Genomic DNA, 20,873 nt, shown 5'->3' with positions numbered 1-20,873 from the left:
AACGGACGCCGACCATGCTCATCAACTGTACCGCCTACCAGCACGGCCGCAAGCTCGCCGACATCCCGGTCGAGGACATCAGCGACTACCTGCAGCAGCCCGACACCTTCGTCTGGGTCGCGCTCAAGGACGCGACAGCGGAAGAGCTGGCGGTGATGAAGGAGGAGTTCGGCCTGCACGAGCTCGCCGTCGAGGACGCCAACCACGGTCACCAGCGCCCCAAGGTCGAGGAATACGACGACGAGCTCTTCGTGGTCATGCACCTGATCGAGGAGCGCGAGGGCAAGCTCGAGGTCGGCGAGGTGCATGTCTTCGTCGGCGCCAACTACATCCTGTCGGTGCGCAACAACAGCGCGCGCGATTTCCTCGGCGTGCGTGCGCGTTGCGAGCGCGAGCCGAAGATGCTCGCCAAGGGCGCCGGCTACGTGCTCTACGCGCTGATGGACGCGGTGGTCGACCGCTACTTCCCGCTTATCGAAAAGCTGGAGAACGAGGTCGAGGCGCTCGAGGAGCGCATTTTCACCAAGGGCGCGGGCAACACCAATATCCGCCGCCTGTACCGCCTCAAGCGCAAGGTCACCGTGCTCAAGCACGCCGTCCTGCCACTGATGGAAGCCGCCGGCAAGCTGCACAGCGGGCGTGTGCCCGAGGTCTGCGCCAAGAGCCGGCACTATTTCCGCGACGTGTATGACCACCTGACGCGCATCAACGCCTCGCTCGACAGCATCCGCGAAACCATCGGCACGGCGATCCAGGTCAACATCTCGCTGGTCACCATCGACCAGACCGAAGTCAGCAAGCGCCTGGCGGCCTGGGCCGGCATCTTCGCGGTCGCCACCGCCTTCGCCGGCATCTGGGGCATGAACTTCAGCCATATGCCCGAGCTGGAATGGGAGTACGGCTATTTCGTCGGCCTCGGCGTCATCGTCGGCGCCAGTGCCTTCCTGTGGTGGCGTTTCCGCAAAGCCAGGTGGCTTTGAGCCGCAAGGCGACTCACCCGCGACACTCGCCTACAATCCGGCTTACGCCCGTAGAGCGGACAAGCCCATGAACTTCTTCGACGATCTGGCACGCAGCCTCGAACGTAATCGCATTACCCGCCGCCAGGCGATGTGGCTGATCGGGGCCGGGGCGGCGGCGGGCCTCTCCGGCTGCGCGACCTCGCCCGTCACCGGCGAAACCATCCTGGTCGGCATGAGCGAGGCCCAGGAGAAACAGGCCGACGCCCAGGTCGCGCCGCACCAGTTCTCGCAGGACCTCGGCGCCATCCAGGACGAGGCGGTGAACCGCTACGTCGCCGGGGTGGGCCAGCGCATGGGCGCACTCACCCATCGCCCGCAGATGCCCTACTCGTACCGGGTGCTCAACGCCAACTACGTCAACGCCTACACCTTCCCCGGCGGGGCGATGGGCGTCACCCGCGGCATCCTCGCCGACCTCGACGACGAGGCCCAGCTCGCCGCCCTGCTCGGCCACGAGCTCGGCCACGTCAACGCCCGCCACGCCGCCCAGCGCCAGGGCCAGAACCTGATCGCACAGGCGGCGCTCGCCGGCCTCAACGTGGCGGCGCAGAACGCCGACTGGGGCGGGCTGATGAACATCGGCGGGCAGATCGGCGCCAGCGCGCTGCTCGCGAGCTACTCGCGCGAGCACGAGCGCGAAGCCGACGCCCTCGGCCAGGAATACCTCGTCAAGGCCGGCTACCCGGCCACCGGCATGGTGCGCCTGCACCAGCTGCTGGTCGCCGAGGAAAAGACCGCGCCCTCGCTGCTGCAGACCATGTTCTCCACTCACCCGATGAGCAGCGAGCGCATGCAGGCCGCCCAGGCCGCCGCCGATTCGCGCTACCGCATCAGCAACAGCCTCGATGCGCGCCGCGAGCGCTTCATGGACAGTACCGCCAGCCTGCGCCGCATCCGCCCCACCATCGAGGCCTGCAAGAACGGCGAGACCGCGATGGCGGCCAAGCAATACGCCAAGGCCCAGGCCGAATTCCAGACCGCGCTGGCGAAAACTCCCCGCGACTACGCCAGCAACCTGCGCATGGCGCAGTGCCTGCAGGCCCAGGGCCAGACCGCGCGTGCCGTCTCCTACGCCGACAGCGCGCGCGAGATCTACCCGCAGGAAGCGCAGGCCTACAAGCTCGCCGGCGTGCTCGCCCTGCAGCAGCGTGACGCCGGCCGCGCCTTCCAGCACCTCGACCGCTTCGACCGCCTGCTGCCGGGCGACGCCGGCATCACCTTCCTCAAGGGCGTCTCGCTCGAAGGCATGGGTGATCGTCGCGCCGCCGCCCAGCACTACGCGGCCTATCTGCGCCAGAGCCAGCAGGGCAACGCCGCGCAGTATTCCTACAACCGGCTCAAGGCCTGGGGCGTGGTGAAATAGCGTGCGCCGCGCGTAATCGCCGGCGCAGCCGGCAAGCCCTTACGCCGGCTGCGAAACCGCCAGCTTCAGGCCGAAGCCCAGGAACACCACGCCGGTGAGCCGGTCGAGCACGGCGACCACCGATGGCTTCTGCAGGAAGTGCACCGAGCGCCGGGTGAGCGCGATCAGCAGCACGAACCACAGCAGCGACATCGCCACGTGGATCGAGGCGAGCAGGAAGCTGAAGCTCGCGACCTCGACTCCGGCCGGCACGAACTGCGGCAGCAGGGTCAGGTAGAAGATGCCGACCTTGGGGTTGAGCGCATTGGTCAGGAAGCCCTTGGCGAAGGCCGAACCGGCGGTCTCGCCGTGCGCCGCGCCCACGGGCGCATCGGCGCGTTCTCCACGGCTGCGCAACAGCAGCACGCCCTGCCACACCAGATAGGCCGCGCCGAGAAACTTCACCGCGGTAAAGAGCGTGCCGGAGGCCGCCAGCAGCGCCCCCAGCCCGGTCGCCACCACCGCACCCCACAGCAGGCACCCGGCCGCGATGCCGAAGGCCGCGCTCAGGCCGCGCCGGGCACCTGCCGGAATCGACATGCGCAGCACGAGCGCGGTGTCGATACCGGGCGTGGCCGCGAGCACGATGGCCGCCAGGGTGAAGGCTAGGAGACTCTGCGCGACGGTCATGATGTTCGGGGTCGGGTGTGAAGCGCCGGCGCGGAGTATAGCCCCGGCCGCAGGCTCAAGGCTGCGCCGCCCCCTGCGCGTCGCGAATCTCGCGATGGCGGAAGCAGTCCGCGACATGGTCATTCACCATGCCCACCGCCTCCATGAAGGCGTAGCACACCGTCGGCCCGACGAAGCGAAAGCCGAGGCGCTTCAGCTCGCGACTCATCGCCTGCGACTCGGCCGTCTCGGCCGGCACATCGGCCAGCGTCGCGCGTGCGCCGTCGCGCGGCGCTCCATCCACGAAGCGCCAGATCAAGGCATCGAGCGACCCGAAGCGCTCGCGCACCTGAAGCGTCGCGCGCGCATTGGCGATCGCCGCCTCGATCTTCAGCCGGTTGCGAACGATGCCCGGGTCGGCGAGCAGGCGCGCCACGTCCTCGTCCGTGTAGCGCGCGACACGCTCGGCGTCGAAGCCGTCGAAGGCCCGCCGGTAGTTCTCGCGCTTCCTCAGGATGGTGATCCAGCTCAGCCCCGCCTGCGCCCCTTCCAGCACCAGCATCTCGAACAGGTGGCGGTCGTCATGGTGGGGCACGCCCCACTCGGTGTCGTGATAGGCGACGTACAGCGGATCGTCGCCGCACCAGGCGCAGCGCTGGGGCATCGTCAGGCCGCCACGCTCGCCCGCGCCCGGTGCAGCTTCCTGTAGCTGTCGATCAGGCGCTGGTGCCGGTCGAGCCCTTCCAGCTTGATGCTGGTCGGCGTCAGCCCGTGGAAGCGCACGCTGCCATCCACCGACCCCAGCACCGCGTCCATCCGCTCGTTGCCGAACATGCGGCGGAGATTGGCCTCGTAGTCGTCCAGTTCGAGTTCCTCGTCCAGCACCACCTCAAGCACCACGTTCAGGGCCTGATAGAACAGCACGCGATCGACCGTGTTCTCGTTGTACTGGAGGAAGGCTTCGACGCGCTCCTTCGCCTCTTCGAACTGCTGCAGAGCGAGGTTGATCAGCAGCTTCAACTCCAGAATCGTCAGCTGCCCCCACACCGTATTCTCGTCGAACTCGATGCCGATCAGGGTGATGATGTCCGTGTAATCGTCGAGCTCGCTCTCTTCCAGGCGTTCGAGCAGCGCTTCCAGGCCCTCGTCGTCGAGGCGGTGCAGGTTCAGGATGTCTTCGCGGAAGCCGAGCGCCTTGTTGGTGTTGTCCCAGATCAGGTCCTCCACCGGATAGACCTCGGAATAGCCCGGGACCAGGATGCGGCAGGCGATTGCGCCGAGCTGGTCATGCACCGCCATGTACACCTCCTTGCCCATGTCCGCGAGGATGCCGAACAGGGTCGCGGCCTCGTCGGCGTTGGAATTCTCGCCGTGACCGGAGAAATCCCACTCGACGAAATCGTGATCGGCCCTGGCGCTGAAGAAGCGCCACGACACCACGCCGCTGGAATCGATGAAGTGCTCGACGTAGTTGTGCGGGTCGGTGACGACCGCCGTCTCGAAGGTGGGCGGCGGCAGGTCGTTCAGGCCCTCGAAGCTGCGCCCCTGCAGCAATTCGGTCAGGCTGCGCTCCAGCGCCACCTCCATGCTGGGGTGGGCGCCGAAGGAGGCGAACACGCCGCCCGTGCGCGGGTTCATCAGGGTGACACACATCACCGGATACACCCCGCCCAGCGACGCATCCTTCACCAGTACCGGGAAACCCTGACTTTCCAGCCCTTCGATGCCGGCCACGATGCCCGGATACTTCGCCAGCACTTCCTGCGGCACGTCTGGCAGCGCGATTTCACCTTCGATGATTTCGCGCTTCACCGCGCGCTCGAAGATCTCCGAAAGGCATTGCACCTGTGTTTCCGCCAGCGTATTGCCGGCACTCATGCCGTTGCTGAGGAACAGGTTGTCGGTGAGGTTGGTGGGGAAATACACCACCTCGCCGTCGGACTGGCGCACATAGGGCAGCGCGCAGATGCCACGTTCGATATTGCCGGAGTTGGTGTCGTACAAGTGCGAGCCGCGCAACTCGCCATCGGGGTCGTAGATCTCCAGGCAGTACTCGTCGAGAATTCCGGCCGGCAGCGCATCTCCCGGGCCGGGCTTGAACCAGCGCTCGTTCGGGTAATGCACGAAGGGCGCGTTGGCGATGTCCTCGCCCCAGAACTGGTCGTTGTAGAAATGGTTGAAGTTCAGACGCTCGATGTATTCGCCCAATGCCGACGCCAGGGCGCTTTCCTTGCTCGCGCCCTTGCCATTGGTGAAGCACATCGGCGAATGCGCATCGCGGATATGCAGCGACCACACGTTGGGAACGAGATTTCGCCACGACGCGATCTCGATCTTGATGCCAAGGTCCGCCAGCACCTTCGACATGTTGGCGATCGTCTGTTCCAGCGGCAGATCCTTGCCGAGGATGTAGGTGTGGGCGTCCGGATCCGGATTCAGCGTCAGCAAGGCCTGGGCATCGGCGTCCAGGTTCTCCACTTCCTCGATCACGAACTCGGGCCCCGTCTGCACGACCTTCTTGACCGTGCACCGCTCGACGGAGCGCAGGATGCCCTGGCGGTCCTTGGCGGAGATATCCTCCGGTAGCTCGATCTGAATCTTGAAGATCTGCTTGTAGCGGTTCTCCGGATCGACGATGTTGTTCTGCGACAGCCGGATGTTGTCGGTGGGAATGTCGCGCGTTTCGCAGTACAGCTTCACGAAGTAGGCCGCGCACAAGGCCGACGAAGCCAGGAAGTAATCGAACGGCCCCGGCGCCGAGCCGTCGCCCTTGTAGCGGATGGGCTGATCGGCGATGACCGTGAAGTCGTCGAACTTGGCTTCGAGACGAAGCTTGTCGAGAAAATTGACCTTGATTTCCATGAGGGAATGCAGACGTGGCGCTGAAAATGAATTGGGCGCCATTATCGTCGTTTTCCCGGTCGCAGAACCGCGCGGCTCCGACTGATGTCGCTGCGGCCCCTCGACCCCATTGCAGGCTTCAGCTCCCCAGACCTCATTGCCGTCGGGCTCGGTCCGGCGACACGTCAGGCCGCGCGAATCCACTCCGCGATCGTCGCCGCCGTCGGAATCCGTCCCGAAGAAACGAGCTTCTCGTTGATCACCAGGCCCGGCGTCTTCAGGACGTCGTAGGCGACGATCTGGCCCATGTCCGTGATCTTGGTGACTTCCGCCTCCACGCCGGTGGCGGCGAGCGCCTCGTGCACGATTTCTTCCAGCTTGCGGCAGTTGGCGCAGCCGGGACCGAGAACCTTGATGCTGAGCATGATCAGACTCCTTTGAGTGAAGAGGCAGTCGCACGGCGGCTGGCGACCGCCAGCAGCACCGCGAGCACGGCGATGAAGCCCGCCAGGTAGAGCGCGAGCGCGAACAGCGAGGCGCCGTCGATCCAGGCACCGTAGATGAGACCCGCGGCTGCACTGAACAGCGCGACCAGGCCGACGTAGGTGAAGGTCTTCCTGCGGCCGATGATCGCCGAGATGATCAGGATGCTCTGCAGCGACAGCTCGGGGTCGGACATCAGGTAGGCGAGCAGCGGGCCGCGGTGCATGCCGAGCTCGAGGAACATCTTGGCGATCGGCACCTCGACCAGGGTCGGGAAGTACATGAACACGCCGAACACCACGCCCGCCAGGTTGCCGGTGAGCGAGTTGGTGCCGGCCAGCATCTCGATCCATTCCGGGTGAATCAGCACCCGGATCATGCCGACCACGAACACGCCCACCACCAGCAGCGGAAAGATCTGCTTCACGAATCGCCACGACTCCCACAGCCAGTCGCGCAGTTCCTCCTCGTTCAGATGGTGGCGCACGATGAAGTGCAGCACGGAGAGTGCGACGGCCACGCCGAAGAACTTGCCGGTCAGGCCGACGCGCAGCCCGCCTTCTACCGGCTGCACCGACAGCGCAGCCACCAGCAGGGTCGCCGCGATCAGCGCCAGGCTGATCCAGGTCCATGCGTTGGCGCCGTCGGCGATGTTCTCCAGCCCACGCCAGGCGGCAAAGCCGATCGCGCCGAGCAGCCCGATCAGCACCACGCCCTGCACCGACACGCCCTCCTCGCCCCTGGCGGCGTCGTAGGGCACCAGGCGGTCGAGCGCGGCCTGCCAGCCTTGCGCGTCACCGAGCGGCAGCTCGAAATTGAGGTAGGTCCCGGTCAGCACGTCGAGCTTCAGCGTCCCCGCGAGCAAGAGCGCCACCCACACGAACAGGAACACCAGCGCCATGCGCCCCATCCCGGCACCCTGCGCACCGAAGGCCGTGTCCGTTGCGCGGTCGTGCGCGGCATCGTCGCTGCGGAAGATCAGCGCCATGATCAGGCCGATGCCGATCCCGAAGGTCAGCGAGAGCAGAAAGCGCGCGACCGCGAGATCGGGACCGATGATGCCGCCGGTGTAGACCAGTGCCAGGATGTTGGCCGCCGGCGCGAAGAACAGGAAGGTGATCGCAGGTCCGAGGCCGGCGCCCTTCTTGTAGATCCCGGCGAAGAGCGGAACGATGGTGCACGAGCACACCGCCAGCAAGGACCCGGCGGCAGCGGCAGCGGGGTACGACACCGCCTTGCTGGAGTTGCGACCGAGAAAGCGGGTGACGGTCTCCTTGGGGATCAGCGCCGACATCGCGCCGGCGATGAAGAAGGCCGGCAGCAGGCACAGCAGCACGTGGGCCGCGAGATAGGCGGCCAGATTGCCCAGCCCGCCGTGGAAGACCGGGAGAACCGCAGAAAGCAGGGTGTCCATGATGCGAACTCCGGCGAGAAAGGAGAAATCCTGCTGCCAAGCCTGAACCTGACCAAAGCTAGTGGAGAGTCTGTTCGACTACAAGCCATCTATCAATGAAGACGTTCGTGCGACGAAAAGGATGCAGGCGCGGACGGACGCCGAAGTCGCAGAAAGACCTTCCGGAGCTCCCCGAACCACAGGACGGTGCTGGCCATGGCGAGGCAGACGAGCCATTGCTCCGCCGACAGCGGCACCGTCCCGAACGCGCGGTTGAGCAGCTCGACATGCACGACCGCCCCCTGCAGGAGCGCGGATAGGCCGACCGCCGCCCACAGCCAGGGATTGGCGAAGGGCCGATGGAATGCGCTGCTTGTCGCAGAGCGCGCATTGAAGCAGTTGAACAGCTGGGCGAACACCAGCACCGTGAAGCCGGCCGTGCGGGCGGTTCCGATCTCGTACGTGCCCTGGATCAGCCCGCCGGGCAGGAACAGGTCGATCGTCAGCAAGGTGGCAACTGCCATCACCAGGCCCATCTGCACGACCCCGACCCACATCCGCGCGTCGATGACGCGTTCATCCGTCCGCCGTGGCGGGCGGGCCATCACGTCGTCGGCGTGCGGATCGACGCCCATCGCCATCGCCGGCCACGAGTCGGTGAGCAGATTGATCCAGAGGATCTGTGTCGCCAACAACGGCAATACCAGCGTCGCGCCGCCCGTCTGCAGGCCGATCACACCGGCGCCGACCACGCCGAGGAAGATCGTCAGCACCTCGCCCATGTTGGACGACAGCAGGTAGCGCAGGAACTTCTCGATGTTGTCGAAGATGCCGCGCCCCTCGCGCACAGCCGCGACGATGGTGGCGAAGTTGTCGTCGGCGAGGATCATCTTCGCGGCCTCCTTCGTCACCTCGGTGCCGGTGCGCCCCATCGCCACGCCGATGTCGGCCGACTTCAGTGCCGGCGCATCATTGACGCCGTCCCCGGTCATCGCGACGACGTGCCCGTCGGCCTGCAACGCATCGACGATACGCAATTTGTGCGCGGGCGCGACGCGGGCAAAGACGGACGTCGTCCTGACCGCCTCGGCAAATGCCGCGTCGTCCATCGCATCGATCTCGACGCCCGAGATCGCCTTCGCACCCGGGTGGGTGATGCCGAGATCGGCCGCGATGCGCGCCGCGGTGCGCGGATGATCGCCGGTGATCATGATCACGCGGATGCCCGCGCGCAACGCGTCGCCGATCGCCTGCTTCGCCTCCCCACGTGGCGGATCGATGATGCCGACCGTACCGACGAAGATCAGCCCCTGCTCCAGCGCCTCCCCGGCCTGCGCATCCTCGCCCGCGGCGAGTGGCCGATAGGCGACCGCCAGGGTGCGCAGGGCTGCATCGGACATTGCATCCACATCGGCCAGCAGACGGCTTCGGGTCTCGTCGTCGAGCGCCACGACATCGAGCCCGATCCGGGCCTGCGTACAGCGCCCCAGCAGCACATCCGGCGCGCCCTTGGCGATCACCACGAGGGTATCGTCGCGCTCGTGGTCGATTGCGATCACCGACATCATCTTGCGTTCGGACGTGAACGGCACTTCCGCGACGCGCTCGAAGCGGCGGTAGCGGCGCTCGTGCACGCCGAGCTTGCGCTCGGCGACGAGAAAGGCTGCCTCGGTCGGATCGCCCTGGATCTGCCAGGTGCCGTCCTCGGTCTGGCTCAGATCCGCATTACCGGCAAGGCTGCCGCCGGAAAGCACGACGACATGCTCGGCATGCAACGGGCCCTGCGACAGCGCCTCACCCGCCTGATGAACCTCGCCCTCGGGCGCATAACCGACACCGCTGACCTCGGTGGTACCCGACAGCGTGGCGACGCGCACGATCGTCATCTCGGACCGCGTCAGGGTGCCGGTCTTGTCCGAGCAGATCACCGAGGCCGACCCGAGCGCCTCGACCGAGGACAGCCGCTTCACGATCGCATTGCGCGCTGCCATGCGTTGCACGCCAATCGCGAGCACGATCGACAGGACCGCAGGCAGCCCCTCCGGCACCGCCGCGACGGCAAGCGACACACCGAGCAGCAGCACGTCGAGCAGGTCGCGTGCGCTGCGGATCTCGAACTCCAGCACCACCGACGCCACCACGATGAGCGCGATGATGAGCACCGCCGCGCCGAGCATGCGACCGATCCGCGCCATCTCGCGCTGCAGCGGGGTCGGATCTTCCTCGGTGCGCTCGAGCAAGGCCGCGATCGCGCCCATCTGCGTGTCCATGCCGGTCGCGGTGACCAAGGCGAGGCCGCTGCCCCGCACGACCCCCGTGCCCTTGAACACCATGTTGCGCTGATCGGCCACGGGCACTGTGCTGGCCAGCGTTGCCGCGTCCTTGAGCACCGGTTCGCTCTCGCCGGTCAGCGACGCCTCCTGTACGAACAGCGTCGCCGCGCGCACGAGGCGGGCATCGGCACCGACGGCATCCCCTTCGGCCAGCACCAGCAGGTCGCCGCACACCAGCTCAGTGCTCGGAATGCGCTGCAGATGACCATCACGGATGACGCTGACGATCACCTCGCTGAGCTTCGCCAATGCGGCAGCCGCATTCTCTGCCCGCGCCTCCTGCACGAAGCCCAGGATCGCGTTGAGCGCGACGATCACTGCGATCGCGATCGCGTCGAATGGCCAGCCCGCCTGCCCCTCGATCTCCCACACCACGAGCGTGACGACGATCGCGCCCAGCAGCAGGTAGATCAGCGGGTCGTGGAACTGCGCCAGCAGGCGCTTCCATGCCGGCGCCGGGGGCAGGCTGCGCAGCGCGTTGCGACCGCCCCGTGCAAGTCGCTGCTCGACCTCGGCCGAGCCCAGGCCATTCTCGCAGTCCGTGCGCAAGGCCGCCGCGATCTCGACGACGCCGAGCTGGCTGGCATCAGTGCAGGTGCATTCCCGGGCCATGATCGAGTGGGTTCTCCAGCGTCAGCGGGGACCATCGCACCCTTGTCGCTCGCCGCCAGCGAACCTTCCCGTCGGCGTAGGGCGCCTCACAATGATGACGCAGCGGGGACGGAATGGATGCACGAACTAGCCGGACTTCAGGCGGGGGGTGGCCTCGGCACGAAGCAACACACGGCGCCGGTCTCGTCGAGCTGTACCTGGCAGGACCGCAGCAATTGCGCTCGCAGCCGCTGCCGTGCGCGCTGAATGCGCGACTTTGCCCCGGGCAGCGACAAGCCCTTCAGCGCTGCGAAACACCCCTGGGTCATCCCGCCGAGATCGCAGAGTTCGATGGCTTCGCGATCCTCGTCAGCAAGCTCGCGCAGCACCCTCGGCAGGCAGGCCGACAACCCGTCGACCGCCGCGAGTTCGAACACGGGCGCCGCCAGATCTTCCGGCAGCGGCTCGCTGCTACGCGCCCCCCGTGCACGGTCGACGACGACGTTGCGCGCCACCTCGAACAGCCAGGCGCGCGGATTGTTCACCGCGCAGAAGCGCTCACCCTGGCGCAAGGCCTTGAGGAAAAGATCGTGCAGCACATCCTCAGCCTCCGACGGCGGGCGGACGTGGTGGCGCAGGTAGCGCAGCAGCTCGGCTTCGTGTGCCGACCAGGCGGAGAGCAGGCAGGGGACCGTCACCTTGGAGCGCTCACTTCGGGGCAATGGTTGTTGATCGTTCGCCAAGGAAAGCGGGGGCTGGGCCGTCGAGGTCAGATCGACGCCTGATTCACCCGCTTCGACAGTTCCCCGGCGCTCTCCTTGCGTTCACTGTAGCGGTCGACGAGGTGGGAGGCGATGTCGCGCGTGAGCAGGGTGAATTTCACCAGCTCCTCCATCACATCGACAACGCGGTCGTAATAGGCCGAGGGCTTCATGCGGTCGTGGTCGTCGAACTCGAGAAACGCCTTGGCCACGGAGGACTGGTTGGGGATGGTCAGCATGCGCATCCAGCGTCCGAGCACGCGCATCTGGTTGACCGCGTTGAAGGACTGCGAGCCGCCGCACACCTGCATCACCGCCAGCGTCTTGCCCTGGGTCGGACGCACGGCGCCCACCGACAGCGGAATCCAGTCGATCTGCGTCTTCATGATGCCGGTCATCGCGCCGTGGCGCTCGGGCGAGCACCACACCATGCCCTCGGCCCACTGCGTGAGCTCGCGCAGCTCGACCACCTTGGGGTGGCTGTCTGGCGCGTCGTCCGGCAGCGGCAGGCCGCTCGGGTTGAAGATCCGCGTCTCGGCGCCCATGGCGCGCAGCAGGCGGGCGGCCTCCTCGGCCAGCAGGCGGCTGAAGGAGCGCGCGCGCAGCGAGCCGTAGAGCAGCGCGATGCGCGGCGGATGGGTCGATGGCTGCATGGCGCGCAATTGCGCGGGATCGGGCACGCGGAACAGCGCGGGGTCGATGTTGGGCAGATCGGTGGCTTGCATACGCTGAGCGGACTCAGACACGACGCCCCTCCGCATCGACCACCTGCTCGCCGTCCTCCTTGGCGAAGGCGCCGCGCTGCGGCTGCGGCAGGATGTCCAGCACGACCTCCGAGGGCCGGCACAGGCGCGTGCCGAGCGGGGTGACGACGATCGGGCGGTTGATCAGGATGGGGTGCGCCATCATGGCGTCGACCAGCTCCTCGTCACTCTTGGCCGGGTCGGCGAGGCCGAGCTCGGTGAAGCGCGCCTCCTTCGCTCGCATGATGCCGCGCACGCCGAGGCCCGCTGCGGCGATCAGCTCGACGAGCCGTTCGCGGCTCGGCGGGGTCTTGAGGTATTCGATGACGGTCGGCTCTTCGCCGCTGTTGCGGATCATCGCGAGCGTGTTGCGCGAAGTGCCGCAGCGCGGGTTGTGGTAGATCGTGATGTCGCTCATCAGCGTGCCTCCTCTTTCATGACGCCCTGCCCTGCCGGGATGGCGGCGGGGACGAACCAGTGTCGCGTGCGGTTGACAATGGCCACCAGCGACAGCATCACCGGCACCTCCACCAGCACGCCGACCACGGTCGCCAGCGCCGCGCCCGAATTCAGGCCGAACAGCGAGATCGCCACCGCCACCGCCAGCTCGAAGAAGTTCGAGGTGCCGATCAGGCACGCCGGGCCGGCCACGTTGTGCGGCAGCTTCAGCGCCTTTGCGGCGACATAGGCGATCAGGAAGATGCCGTAGCTCTGCACGATCAGCGGCACCGCGATCATCGCGATCACCAGCGGCTGCTCGACCAGGGTGCGCGCCTGGAAACCGAACAGCAGCACCACGGTGGCGATCAGGCCGACGATGGACCACGGCTTCAGGCGCGCGACGAAATCGCCCACCGCCGTCGACGAACGGCGCTCCAGCGCATGCCGCGTCGCCATGCCGACCGCAAGCGGCAGCACGACGTAGAGCACGGTCGACAGCAGCAGCGTCTCCCACGGCACGGTGATGTCGGTGACGCCGAGCAGGAAGGCGGCGATCGGGGCGAAGGCGAAGATCATGATGATGTCGTTCACCGACACCTGCACCAGGGTGTAGTTGGCGTCACCCTTCACCAGCTGGCTCCACACGAAGACCATCGCGGTGCACGGCGCCACCCCGAGCAGGATCATGCCGGCGATGTATTCGCTGGCCGAAGCCGGATCGACCCAGGGCGCGAACACATAGTGGAAGAACAGCACGCCCAGCGCCGCCATCGTGAACGGCTTGATCAGCCAGTTCACCACCAGGGTGAGGATCAGGCCCTGCGGCTTCTTGCCGACGTCCTTCACCGCGTGCCAGTCGATCTGGATCATCATCGGGTAGATCATCACCCAGATGAACACCGCCACCACCAGGTTGACCTGCGCGAACTCGAGGCCGGCGATGGACTGGAAAGCGCCCGGCGCGACCAGCCCCAGGCCGACGCCGGCGAGGATCCCCAGCCCGACCCAAACCGTCAGATAGCGTTCGAACAGCCCCATCTCAGGCCTCCGCCGGCGTCTTGCCGATATGGTCGATCTCGTGCTTGATGGCCAGGCGGTCGAGCCTGGCCAGCGGCAGGCTCAGCAACAGGCGCAGCCGGTTCGCAATCTGATGCTGGACCTGGCTGAAGGCGTCGAGCTGGCGCTGCTCGCTGCCCTCGACCTTGACCGGATCGGCGAAGCCCCAGTGCGCGGTCAGCGGCTGACCGGGCCATACCGGACACACCTCGCCAGCGGTCTGGTCGCACACGGTGAACACGAAGTCCATCTGCGGCGCGTCGGGGCGCGCGAACTCTTCCCAGCTCTTGCTGCGCAGCGCGCTGGTGTCGTAACCCTGCCCCTGAAGCACCTTCAGCGTCAGCGGATGCACCGCGCCGCTGGGCTGGCTGCCGGCGCTGAAGGCGCGGAAGCGGCCCTTGCCGAGCTGGTTGAGCACGACCTCGGCGATGATGCTGCGCGCCGAGTTGGCCGAGCACAGGAAGAGCACGTTGTAGATCTTGTCGGACATGGGAGACTCCTTTGTCGTTATGAGCCCGATCGGGCGCTCGTTCAGTTCAGCAGTTCAGTCCCGAAGCGCAGGCGTCGACGCCGCACAGCTCGGGCATGCCACCACAGCATTCTTCGGTGAGGTAGGCGATCAGCTCGCGCATCAGCGCCATGTTGGCGCGGTAGCGCTGGAAGCGGCCTTCCTGCTCCGCCGACACCAGGCCGGCATGCGCCAGGGTCTTGAGGTGGAAGGACAGGTTGGTGGGCGGGATGTCGAGCGCGGTCGACAGCTCGCCTGCCACCATGCCTGCGGGGCCGACGCGCACCAGCAGGCGAAAGACGTCCAGACGGATGCCCGAGGACAGCGCTTCGAAGATCGGCAGTGCAGCGTTCTTTTCCATGTTCGTTCTCCAGGCCGTCGGCTCAGGGTGCGGAGCCGACGGCGTCGTGACGCGCCAGCGGCAAGGCCAGCGTCGCCAGCCAGCACAGCAGCAACATCACGGCCGAACCGACGAGCGCGTAAGACAACCCGCCCCACTGGTACAGCAGCCCCGACAGCAACGTGCCGATGAAGCGGCCGAGCGCGTTGGCGGCGTAGTAGAAGCCGACGTCCTCGGCCGCCTTCTCCGAGCCGGCATAGGCCAGCACCAGGTAGGAGTGCACCGAGGAGTTGACCGCGAATGCAAAACCGAACAGTCCGAGCCCGCCGACCACCACCCATTCCAGATTCGGTGCCTGCAGCCACACCGCGACCGCGAGCGCAGCCGGGATCAGCGCGAGCAAGGCCGACCACAGGCGCGCGGCCGGCACTTCACGGCTCAGGCCGTCGGCGCTGCGGCGCACGATGTGCGGCGCCAGCGCCTGCACCAGGCCGTAGGCGATGGTCCATACGGCGAGGAAGGTGCCGACCATGGTGAAGGTCCACCCCGCCGAATACAGGAACACCGGCACCCCGACCACGAACCATACGTCGCGCGCGCCGAACAGTACCACCCGCGCGGCGGCCAGCGCGTTGATGCCAGGGTTCTTGGCGAACAGCTCGCGCACCGACTTCGAGGCCTTTTTCTTCCCCATCATCGGCGGCAGCGAGGCGACAACGCCGATCAGCACCAGCGCCAGCAGCCCCGCCATCGCCCACAGCGCGCCGCGAAAGCCCAGGGTTTCCAGCAGCAGGCCGCCAAGGAAGAAGCCGATGCCCTTCATCGCATTCTTGCTGCCGGTGAACCACGCCACCCACTTGAAGAGCTGGCCCTGGCTTCCACCGTGAGCCTGCTCCTTCGCCTCGGCCTGGACCTGGGCCTGAGTGAGCTTGATCGCCGACTTGCTCGCGGTCTTGGTCAGGTCCTTGGCCACGCCGCAGATGCCCTGCGCCACCACCACCCACGCCACCGCCATCGCCGCCGTCCACCCGGGGTCCAGGAGCGAAAGCAGCACGAAGCCGATGATCTGCGTCACCAGGCCAACCGTGAGCATGCGCGCGATGCCGTAGTGCGTCGCCAGCCAGCCGCCCACCAGGTTCGCCAGCACGCCCGCCGCCTCGTACAGCAGGAACAGGAAGGCGAGCGTGAACGGCGAGTAGCCCAGCCGGTAGAAGTGCAGCAGCACCAGCATGCGCAGCGCGCCGTCGGTGAGCGTGAAGCCCCAGTAGGCGGCGGTGACGATGGCGTAGTTGCGCGCGGCGTGTTGCATGGTCTTCAGATGCCTGCGCTTTCCATGTGGCAGGCGAGGTCCACCATGCGGCAGGCGTAGCCCATCTCGTTGTCGTACCAGGCATAGACCTTGAGCAGCGTGCCGTCGGTGACCATGGTGGACAGCGCATCGACGATCGAACTGCGGGTATCGCGGGCGTAATCCACGCTCACCAGCGGGCGCTCCTCGTAGCCGAGGATGCCGGCAAGTTCGCCTTCCGCTGCCGCCTTGAACAACGCGTTCACTTCCTCCACCGTGGTCGCGCGCTGCAACTCGAACACGCAGTCGGTCAGCGAGGCGTTCAACACCGGCGCGCGCACGGCGTGGCCGTTTAGCTTGCCCTTGAGCTCGGGGTAGATCAGCGCGATCGCGGTGGCGCTGCCGGTGGTCGTCGGCGCCAGGCTCATCAGCGAGCTGCGCGCGCGGCGCAGGTCCTTGTGGGGCGCGTCTACCACCAGGTTGGTGTTGGTCGGATCGTGGATGGTGGTGATCTGGCCGTGGCGGATGCCCAGGTTCTCATGCACCACCTTCACCACCGGCGCGAGGCAGTTCGTGGTGCACGAGGCCGCGGTGACGATGCGGTCGCGCGCCGGGTCATAGAGCTCGTGGTTGATGCCGACCACGATGTTGAGCACGCCGCCGGTCTTGACCGGCGCGGCGACGATCACGCGCTTGGCCCCGCGGTCGAGATGGCCCTGCAGGGTCTCGGGCGTCAGGAACTTGCCGGTGCATTCCAGCACCACGTCCACACCCAGTTCGCCCCAGGGGATCTCGGCGGCGGTGGCGTGCGACGAGAACGACAGCTTGCGGTCGTCGATGCGGATCGTGTCCTCGCCCTCGGCGCGGATGTCGGCGCGCCACTTGCCCTGCACGCTGTCGAAGGCGAGCAGATGTGCCGTCGCCGCCGCGCCACCCTTAAGCTCATTGAGATGCACGACCTCCAGCCGGTTACCTGCGCGCGGATCGTCCGCCTGCCGCTCGGCCGCGCCCATCGCCGCCCGCAGCGCCAGCCGCCCGATGCGGCCCATGCCGTTGATCCCAACTCTCATGTCACGCCCCAACAAGGTGATATTTTTAGAAGTATTGAATTATAGAGCGCAAAATGTGAAGGAAAGATGAAGATGACGTGACGACACCGCTGCACCAGGCCGATCCAGGCGGCCTCGTCCACGCCCCGCTCTACTACACTGACGAAACTGCCGAACCCACATTTCGAACCGATGACATTTCCCATTCACGCGCTGACACGGCGCTTCGTCAGCCTCCTGCTGGTGTTTGGTCTCGGTTCGCCAGCGCTTGCCGACGAGGACTTCAAGCTCGCACACCAGGAGGTCACGCACGGCGTCCACGCCCTGATCGGCCCCACGGGCCCACGGAGCTACGAGAATCACGGTTTGAATGCGAACTTCGGGATCATCGACACCACCGGCGGCGCGGTGCTGATCGACAGCGGCGCATCGCAGCAAGGCGCCCGCCTGCTCGAAGCCGAGGCGTTCCGGCTGACCGGCAAGCCGGTACGCTGGGTCATCAACACCGGCGCCCAGGATCACCGCTGGTTGGGCAATGGGCATTTCCGCGATCGCGGCGTCCAGGTAATCGCTCACGCACTCACCGTCGCGACGCAGCAACGCAATGCCCGGGCGCAACTCGACAGCCTGCGCCCGGTGCTCAAGGAGCGGCTCGATGGCACCGAAGCGGTCACCGCCGACCGCCCTCTCGAAGGCGCACACACGAGGCTGAATCTCGGCGGCCGGCAGATCGAGATCCGTTACTTCGCCGATGCCCACTTCCCGGGCGATGTGGTCGTCTGGCTGCCGGAGGAGCGCATCCTCTTCGCCGGCGATCACGTCTACGTGGAGCGCCTGCTCGGGATCCTGCCGCAGAGCAACGCCGAGACCTGGCTTGCGGCCTTCGAGGCGCTCGCGGCGCTCGGTCCGCGACGGATCGTCCCGGGTCATGGCTCCGTAAGCGATCTGGCCAGGGCACGGGCCGACACCGGCGACTACCTCGCCTTCATCGTCAATGGCGTCAGGCCGCTCGCTGGCGACATGGTGGGTGTCGACGAGGCGGTCGCGCAGCTGGGCGACGCGACCCAGTTCGCGCGCCTCGCCAACTACGGCGAGCTCCATCGAGGCAATGTGAGCCGCGCCTACCTGCGCCTCGAAGCCGCGCAATAGGGACGAACATGGACGCGGGCGATTTCAGTTTCACCAGACAGGTCGGCGCGCGCCGGGTCGCGGAGGCGATCAACCGCGCCTGCGACTGCCGCAGCCTCGATCCGGAACGTCTGCGCCTGCAACTCGAGGCAGAGCCCAGCCTGTTCGGGCTGGCCGCAGAGATCGGACGCAGCCGTCCGCACCTGTTCTCGGCAACCGCCGTGTTCATCGCGCCCGAAACGCTCCGGTCGATGGCAGACATGATCGCCGCGATCGAATCGGTCCTCGCCCTGCCCGCCTATCAGGCCACGGCGCTCGATCGCGCGCCACCGATCGCCCGTATCGACCACGGGCCGAGATCTGTCTTCATGGGGTTCGACTTCCACCTGGGCGAAGCCGGCCCTCAGCTCATCGAGATCAACACCAATGCCGGCGGCGCCGTGCTCAACGGTGTCCTGGCGCGTGCGCAGAGGGCCTGCTGCGAACAGATCCGGCCCTTCCTGCGACCTACCGCCGAGCTCGAGGCGCTCGACCAGCGCTGGGTGGACGACTTCCTGGCCGAATGGTCGCTGCAGGGGCGCAGCGGCAGGCCCGCCCGTGTCGCCATCGTCGACGAGCATCCCGCTGCACAGTACCTGTACCCCGAGTTCCTGCTCTTTCGCCACCTGTTCCGCAACGCCGGCATCGAGGCCGTGATCTGCGACCCCGCCGAGCTCTCATTCGAATCGGGCCGCCTGATGCATGGCGGCGTACCGATCGATCTGGTCTACAACCGCCTGACCGATTTCTACCTCCAGACCGGGGCCTTGGCCCCCCTGCGCACTGCCTACGAGACGGGTGCGATCGTGCTCACCCCGCACCCGCGTGCCCATGCGCTGTATGCGGACAAGCGCAATCTCAGCGTGCTGAGCGATGCCGCGCGGCTTGCGGAGCTCGGCGTCCCGCAGCCCCTCATCGACCGCCTGCTCGCCGGCATTCCCCGCACGGTCGAGGTCACGCCAGCGCGTGCGGACGCCTTGTGGGCGGCCCGGCGCAGCCTGTTCTTCAAACCCTTCGCGGGTTTCGGCAGTCGCGCGACCTACCGCGGGGACAAGCTCACGCAGCGTGTCTGGCAGGAGATTCTCGCCGGCGGCTACGTGGCGCAGAGCCTCGCCCTCCCCTCGGAGCGACGGGTCGCGCTCGACGGACAGAGCAGCGACCTGAAGCTCGATGTCCGTGCCTATGCCTACGCAGGCGCCATCCGCCTGGTCGCGGCGCGGCTGTACAGGGGACAGACGACCAACTTCCGCACGCCCGGCGGGGGCTTTGCGCCGGTGTTCGTGGCCGGCACGAACGATCTCGCCACAGGAAGGAAGGGCGCTGCCGCATGAACCGCCGTCATGACGAAGTCCGCATCACGGGCACGTTGGCGCAGGCTGACGGGCGGATGATGGGCGGCAGCGTGCAGTTGGCCCCGGACTTCATCAAACACTGCCCGGTGCCACCGTCAGGCCGCGCGAACTCGGCGACCGCCTGCCGATCACAGGGCACAGTTCGAACACACGCACATCATCCGCCCGGACCGGTCCTCCGCCAGCGCTGCAGCGCCGCGCCTGCGGCCCCGCGCCGTGAATGCAAGGAAACCGAACCGCATAGCCCGCCTCCGACAGACAGACGACGCGCCCATGATCACGCTCACCGACTTTTCCGACCCGATGGAGATCGCGCGGTGGACACCGGTCGACGATGTCGTGATGGGCGGCAGATCGCGCAGTCGCCTCGCCTTCGACCCGGCAGGCCATGCCGTCTTTTCGGGTCACGTCTCGTTCGAGAACAACGGCGGCTTCGCATCCGTGCGCCGCGCACCCGACACACTGGGCAGAGCGCACGTGATCGCCTACCTGCTCGAGGTGTACGGGGACGGCAAGGCGTACAAGTTCAACCTGCGCACCGACGCCCGCTTCGACGGGATCAATTACCAGTGCCGATTCACCCCGCCTGCCGGGGCCTGGACGACGTGCCGACTGTCCTGCGCCGATTTCCTGCCGAGCCGGCGCGGCCGCGTCGTGGCCGGCGCGCCACCGCTCGACCCTGCCTGCGTCCGCCAGGCCGGCCTGATGATCGCCGACGGGCAGGACGGTCCATTCGCACTCGCGATCCGGGCGATCGGGATCGAGACTTCAGACTGACCACACGCCAGGAGCCCCCATGCCCAGACCCATTCCTAGACCCCTGCTCGCAAGCCTGCTCGCCTTGATTGCCCTCGGCCTCCCCGTGCCCTCCTCGGCATCCTCGGGCGCCGGCGCCGAACCCCTGACCACGATCGCCGCGCTGGACGTGCCGCGCTACATGGGCGAATGGTTCGAGATCGCGCGCTACGCGAACCGCTTCCAGCGCAAATGCGTCGGCGATACCCGTGCCGAATACAGCCTCAAGGAGAACGGCCGGCTGCGGGTGGTCAACCGCTGCCGCGAGGAGGACGGAAGCGTCTCCGAGGCCGTGGGCGAAGCCCGCCAGATCGGCGGCCCGACCTCGCCGCGGCTCGAAGTGCGCTTCGCGCCCGCCTGGCTCTCGTTCATCCCGGCGGTGTGGGGCGACTACTGGATCGTCGACCTCGACCCGGCCTACGGACTGGTCGCGATCAGCGAGCCGACGCGGACCTACCTGTGGGTGCTGTCGCGAAGCCCGCGGGTCGCCCCGGCGGACTACGAGGCGCTGCTTCAGCGCCTGCGCGCCAAGGGTTTCGACACCGACAAGCTGCTCAGGGCCGTGCACACCGGCGCATGAGGCCGGCGCCCCGCGGCCTGCGGGGCTGAACCCCACGGCCGCAGCCAAATCCGCAAGGACAGCGCCCAGCGCGGGCGTTACAATTGCGAGCTTTCCAGGCCGCAACCGGAGCCCCCAGC

Annotated in this window: 20 protein-coding genes; 6 read left to right on the top strand and 14 right to left on the bottom strand. The window is 67.1% G+C overall.

Annotated elements, in window-relative coordinates; all coding sequences use genetic code 11:
* The first annotated feature begins 14 nt into the window (after positions 1–14).
* Both corA and CKCBHOJB_RS09705 read left to right on the top strand, forming a co-directional pair.
* Positions 15–980 (top strand): magnesium/cobalt transporter CorA, encoded by a 966-nt coding sequence (gene corA, locus CKCBHOJB_RS09710; protein WP_281048478.1) that lies wholly within the window; start codon positions 15–17, stop codon positions 978–980.
* Between the two features lie 67 nt (positions 981–1,047).
* A complete protein-coding gene (locus tag CKCBHOJB_RS09705) occupies positions 1,048–2,385 on the top strand; it encodes a M48 family metalloprotease (RefSeq protein ID WP_281048477.1) in 1,338 nt (445 codons plus the stop codon).
* A 39-nt stretch (positions 2,386–2,424) separates the two neighbouring features.
* Here CKCBHOJB_RS09705 and CKCBHOJB_RS09700 read toward each other — a convergent pair whose 3' ends face one another.
* From CKCBHOJB_RS09700 to CKCBHOJB_RS09635, 14 genes are all read right to left on the bottom strand, one after another.
* Positions 2,425–3,054 carry a LysE family translocator gene (locus CKCBHOJB_RS09700; RefSeq protein ID WP_281048476.1) on the bottom strand — a complete coding sequence of 210 codons (630 nt, stop codon included), beginning with the start codon at positions 3,052–3,054 and terminating at the stop codon, positions 2,425–2,427.
* Between the two features lie 55 nt (positions 3,055–3,109).
* Positions 3,110–3,697 carry a DNA-3-methyladenine glycosylase I gene (locus tag CKCBHOJB_RS09695; protein WP_281048475.1) on the bottom strand — a complete coding sequence of 196 codons (588 nt, stop codon included), beginning with the start codon at positions 3,695–3,697 and terminating at the stop codon, positions 3,110–3,112.
* A gap of 2 nt (positions 3,698–3,699) precedes the next feature.
* The gene (locus CKCBHOJB_RS09690) at positions 3,700–5,895 is read right to left on the bottom strand and encodes an OsmC domain/YcaO domain-containing protein (RefSeq protein WP_281048474.1); all 2,196 of its coding nucleotides are present in this window, start codon (positions 5,893–5,895) and stop codon (positions 3,700–3,702) included.
* A gap of 164 nt (positions 5,896–6,059) precedes the next feature.
* Positions 6,060–6,299 (bottom strand): thioredoxin family protein, encoded by a 240-nt coding sequence (locus CKCBHOJB_RS09685; protein WP_281048473.1) that lies wholly within the window; start codon positions 6,297–6,299, stop codon positions 6,060–6,062.
* Between the two features lie 2 nt (positions 6,300–6,301).
* Positions 6,302–7,771 (bottom strand): permease, encoded by a 1,470-nt coding sequence (locus CKCBHOJB_RS09680; protein ID WP_281048472.1) that lies wholly within the window; start codon positions 7,769–7,771, stop codon positions 6,302–6,304.
* A gap of 92 nt (positions 7,772–7,863) precedes the next feature.
* Entirely contained in the window at positions 7,864–10,695 is a 2,832-nt protein-coding gene (locus CKCBHOJB_RS09675) for a cation-translocating P-type ATPase (protein WP_281048471.1), read from the bottom strand.
* A 137-nt stretch (positions 10,696–10,832) separates the two neighbouring features.
* A complete protein-coding gene (locus tag CKCBHOJB_RS09670; protein ID WP_281051671.1) occupies positions 10,833–11,372 on the bottom strand; it encodes a sigma-70 family RNA polymerase sigma factor in 540 nt (179 codons plus the stop codon).
* A gap of 71 nt (positions 11,373–11,443) precedes the next feature.
* Positions 11,444–12,160 (bottom strand): arsenical resistance protein ArsH, encoded by a 717-nt coding sequence (gene arsH / locus CKCBHOJB_RS09665; protein ID WP_281048470.1) that lies wholly within the window; start codon positions 12,158–12,160, stop codon positions 11,444–11,446.
* A gap of 13 nt (positions 12,161–12,173) precedes the next feature.
* Positions 12,174–12,596 carry an arsenate reductase (glutaredoxin) gene (gene arsC, locus CKCBHOJB_RS09660; protein ID WP_281048469.1) on the bottom strand — a complete coding sequence of 141 codons (423 nt, stop codon included), beginning with the start codon at positions 12,594–12,596 and terminating at the stop codon, positions 12,174–12,176.
* Entirely contained in the window at positions 12,596–13,657 is a 1,062-nt protein-coding gene (gene arsB, locus CKCBHOJB_RS09655; RefSeq protein ID WP_281048468.1) for an ACR3 family arsenite efflux transporter, read from the bottom strand. The genes arsC and arsB overlap by 1 nt, the downstream gene beginning before the upstream one ends.
* 1 nt (position 13,658) lies before the next feature.
* Positions 13,659–14,165, bottom strand: coding sequence for an arsenate reductase ArsC (locus CKCBHOJB_RS09650; protein WP_281048467.1), 507 nt, complete (start codon positions 14,163–14,165; stop codon positions 13,659–13,661).
* A gap of 46 nt (positions 14,166–14,211) precedes the next feature.
* Positions 14,212–14,544, bottom strand: coding sequence for a metalloregulator ArsR/SmtB family transcription factor (locus tag CKCBHOJB_RS09645; RefSeq protein WP_281048466.1), 333 nt, complete (start codon positions 14,542–14,544; stop codon positions 14,212–14,214).
* A 22-nt stretch (positions 14,545–14,566) separates the two neighbouring features.
* On the bottom strand, positions 14,567–15,832 hold the full coding sequence (gene arsJ, locus CKCBHOJB_RS09640) for an organoarsenical effux MFS transporter ArsJ (RefSeq protein ID WP_281048465.1): 1,266 nt from the start codon (positions 15,830–15,832) through the stop codon (positions 14,567–14,569).
* Positions 15,833–15,837: 5 nt separating this feature from the next.
* Entirely contained in the window at positions 15,838–16,881 is a 1,044-nt protein-coding gene (locus CKCBHOJB_RS09635; protein ID WP_281048464.1) for an ArsJ-associated glyceraldehyde-3-phosphate dehydrogenase, read from the bottom strand.
* A 171-nt stretch (positions 16,882–17,052) separates the two neighbouring features.
* On the opposite strand from CKCBHOJB_RS09635, the gene CKCBHOJB_RS09630 reads away from it, so the two are divergent.
* From CKCBHOJB_RS09630 to CKCBHOJB_RS09615, 4 genes are all read left to right on the top strand, one after another.
* Positions 17,053–18,009, top strand: a complete 957-nt coding sequence (locus CKCBHOJB_RS09630; protein WP_281048463.1) for an MBL fold metallo-hydrolase — start codon at positions 17,053–17,055, stop codon at positions 18,007–18,009.
* Positions 18,010–18,017: 8 nt separating this feature from the next.
* Positions 18,018–19,358: a hypothetical protein gene (locus CKCBHOJB_RS09625; RefSeq protein ID WP_281048462.1), complete on the top strand. Its 1,341-nt coding sequence runs from the start codon at positions 18,018–18,020 to the stop codon at positions 19,356–19,358.
* Between the two features lie 294 nt (positions 19,359–19,652).
* The gene (locus CKCBHOJB_RS09620) at positions 19,653–20,156 is read left to right on the top strand and encodes a CIA30 family protein (RefSeq protein ID WP_281048461.1); all 504 of its coding nucleotides are present in this window, start codon (positions 19,653–19,655) and stop codon (positions 20,154–20,156) included.
* A gap of 19 nt (positions 20,157–20,175) precedes the next feature.
* Positions 20,176–20,754, top strand: coding sequence for a lipocalin family protein (locus CKCBHOJB_RS09615; RefSeq protein ID WP_281048460.1), 579 nt, complete (start codon positions 20,176–20,178; stop codon positions 20,752–20,754).
* Positions 20,755–20,873 lie beyond the last annotated feature (119 nt).

The sequence above is a fragment of the Thauera sp. GDN1 genome (assembly GCF_029223545.1).
GTDB lineage: Bacteria > Pseudomonadota > Gammaproteobacteria > Burkholderiales > Rhodocyclaceae > Thauera.
This window is presented reverse-complemented; position numbering and strand designations above follow the sequence as displayed.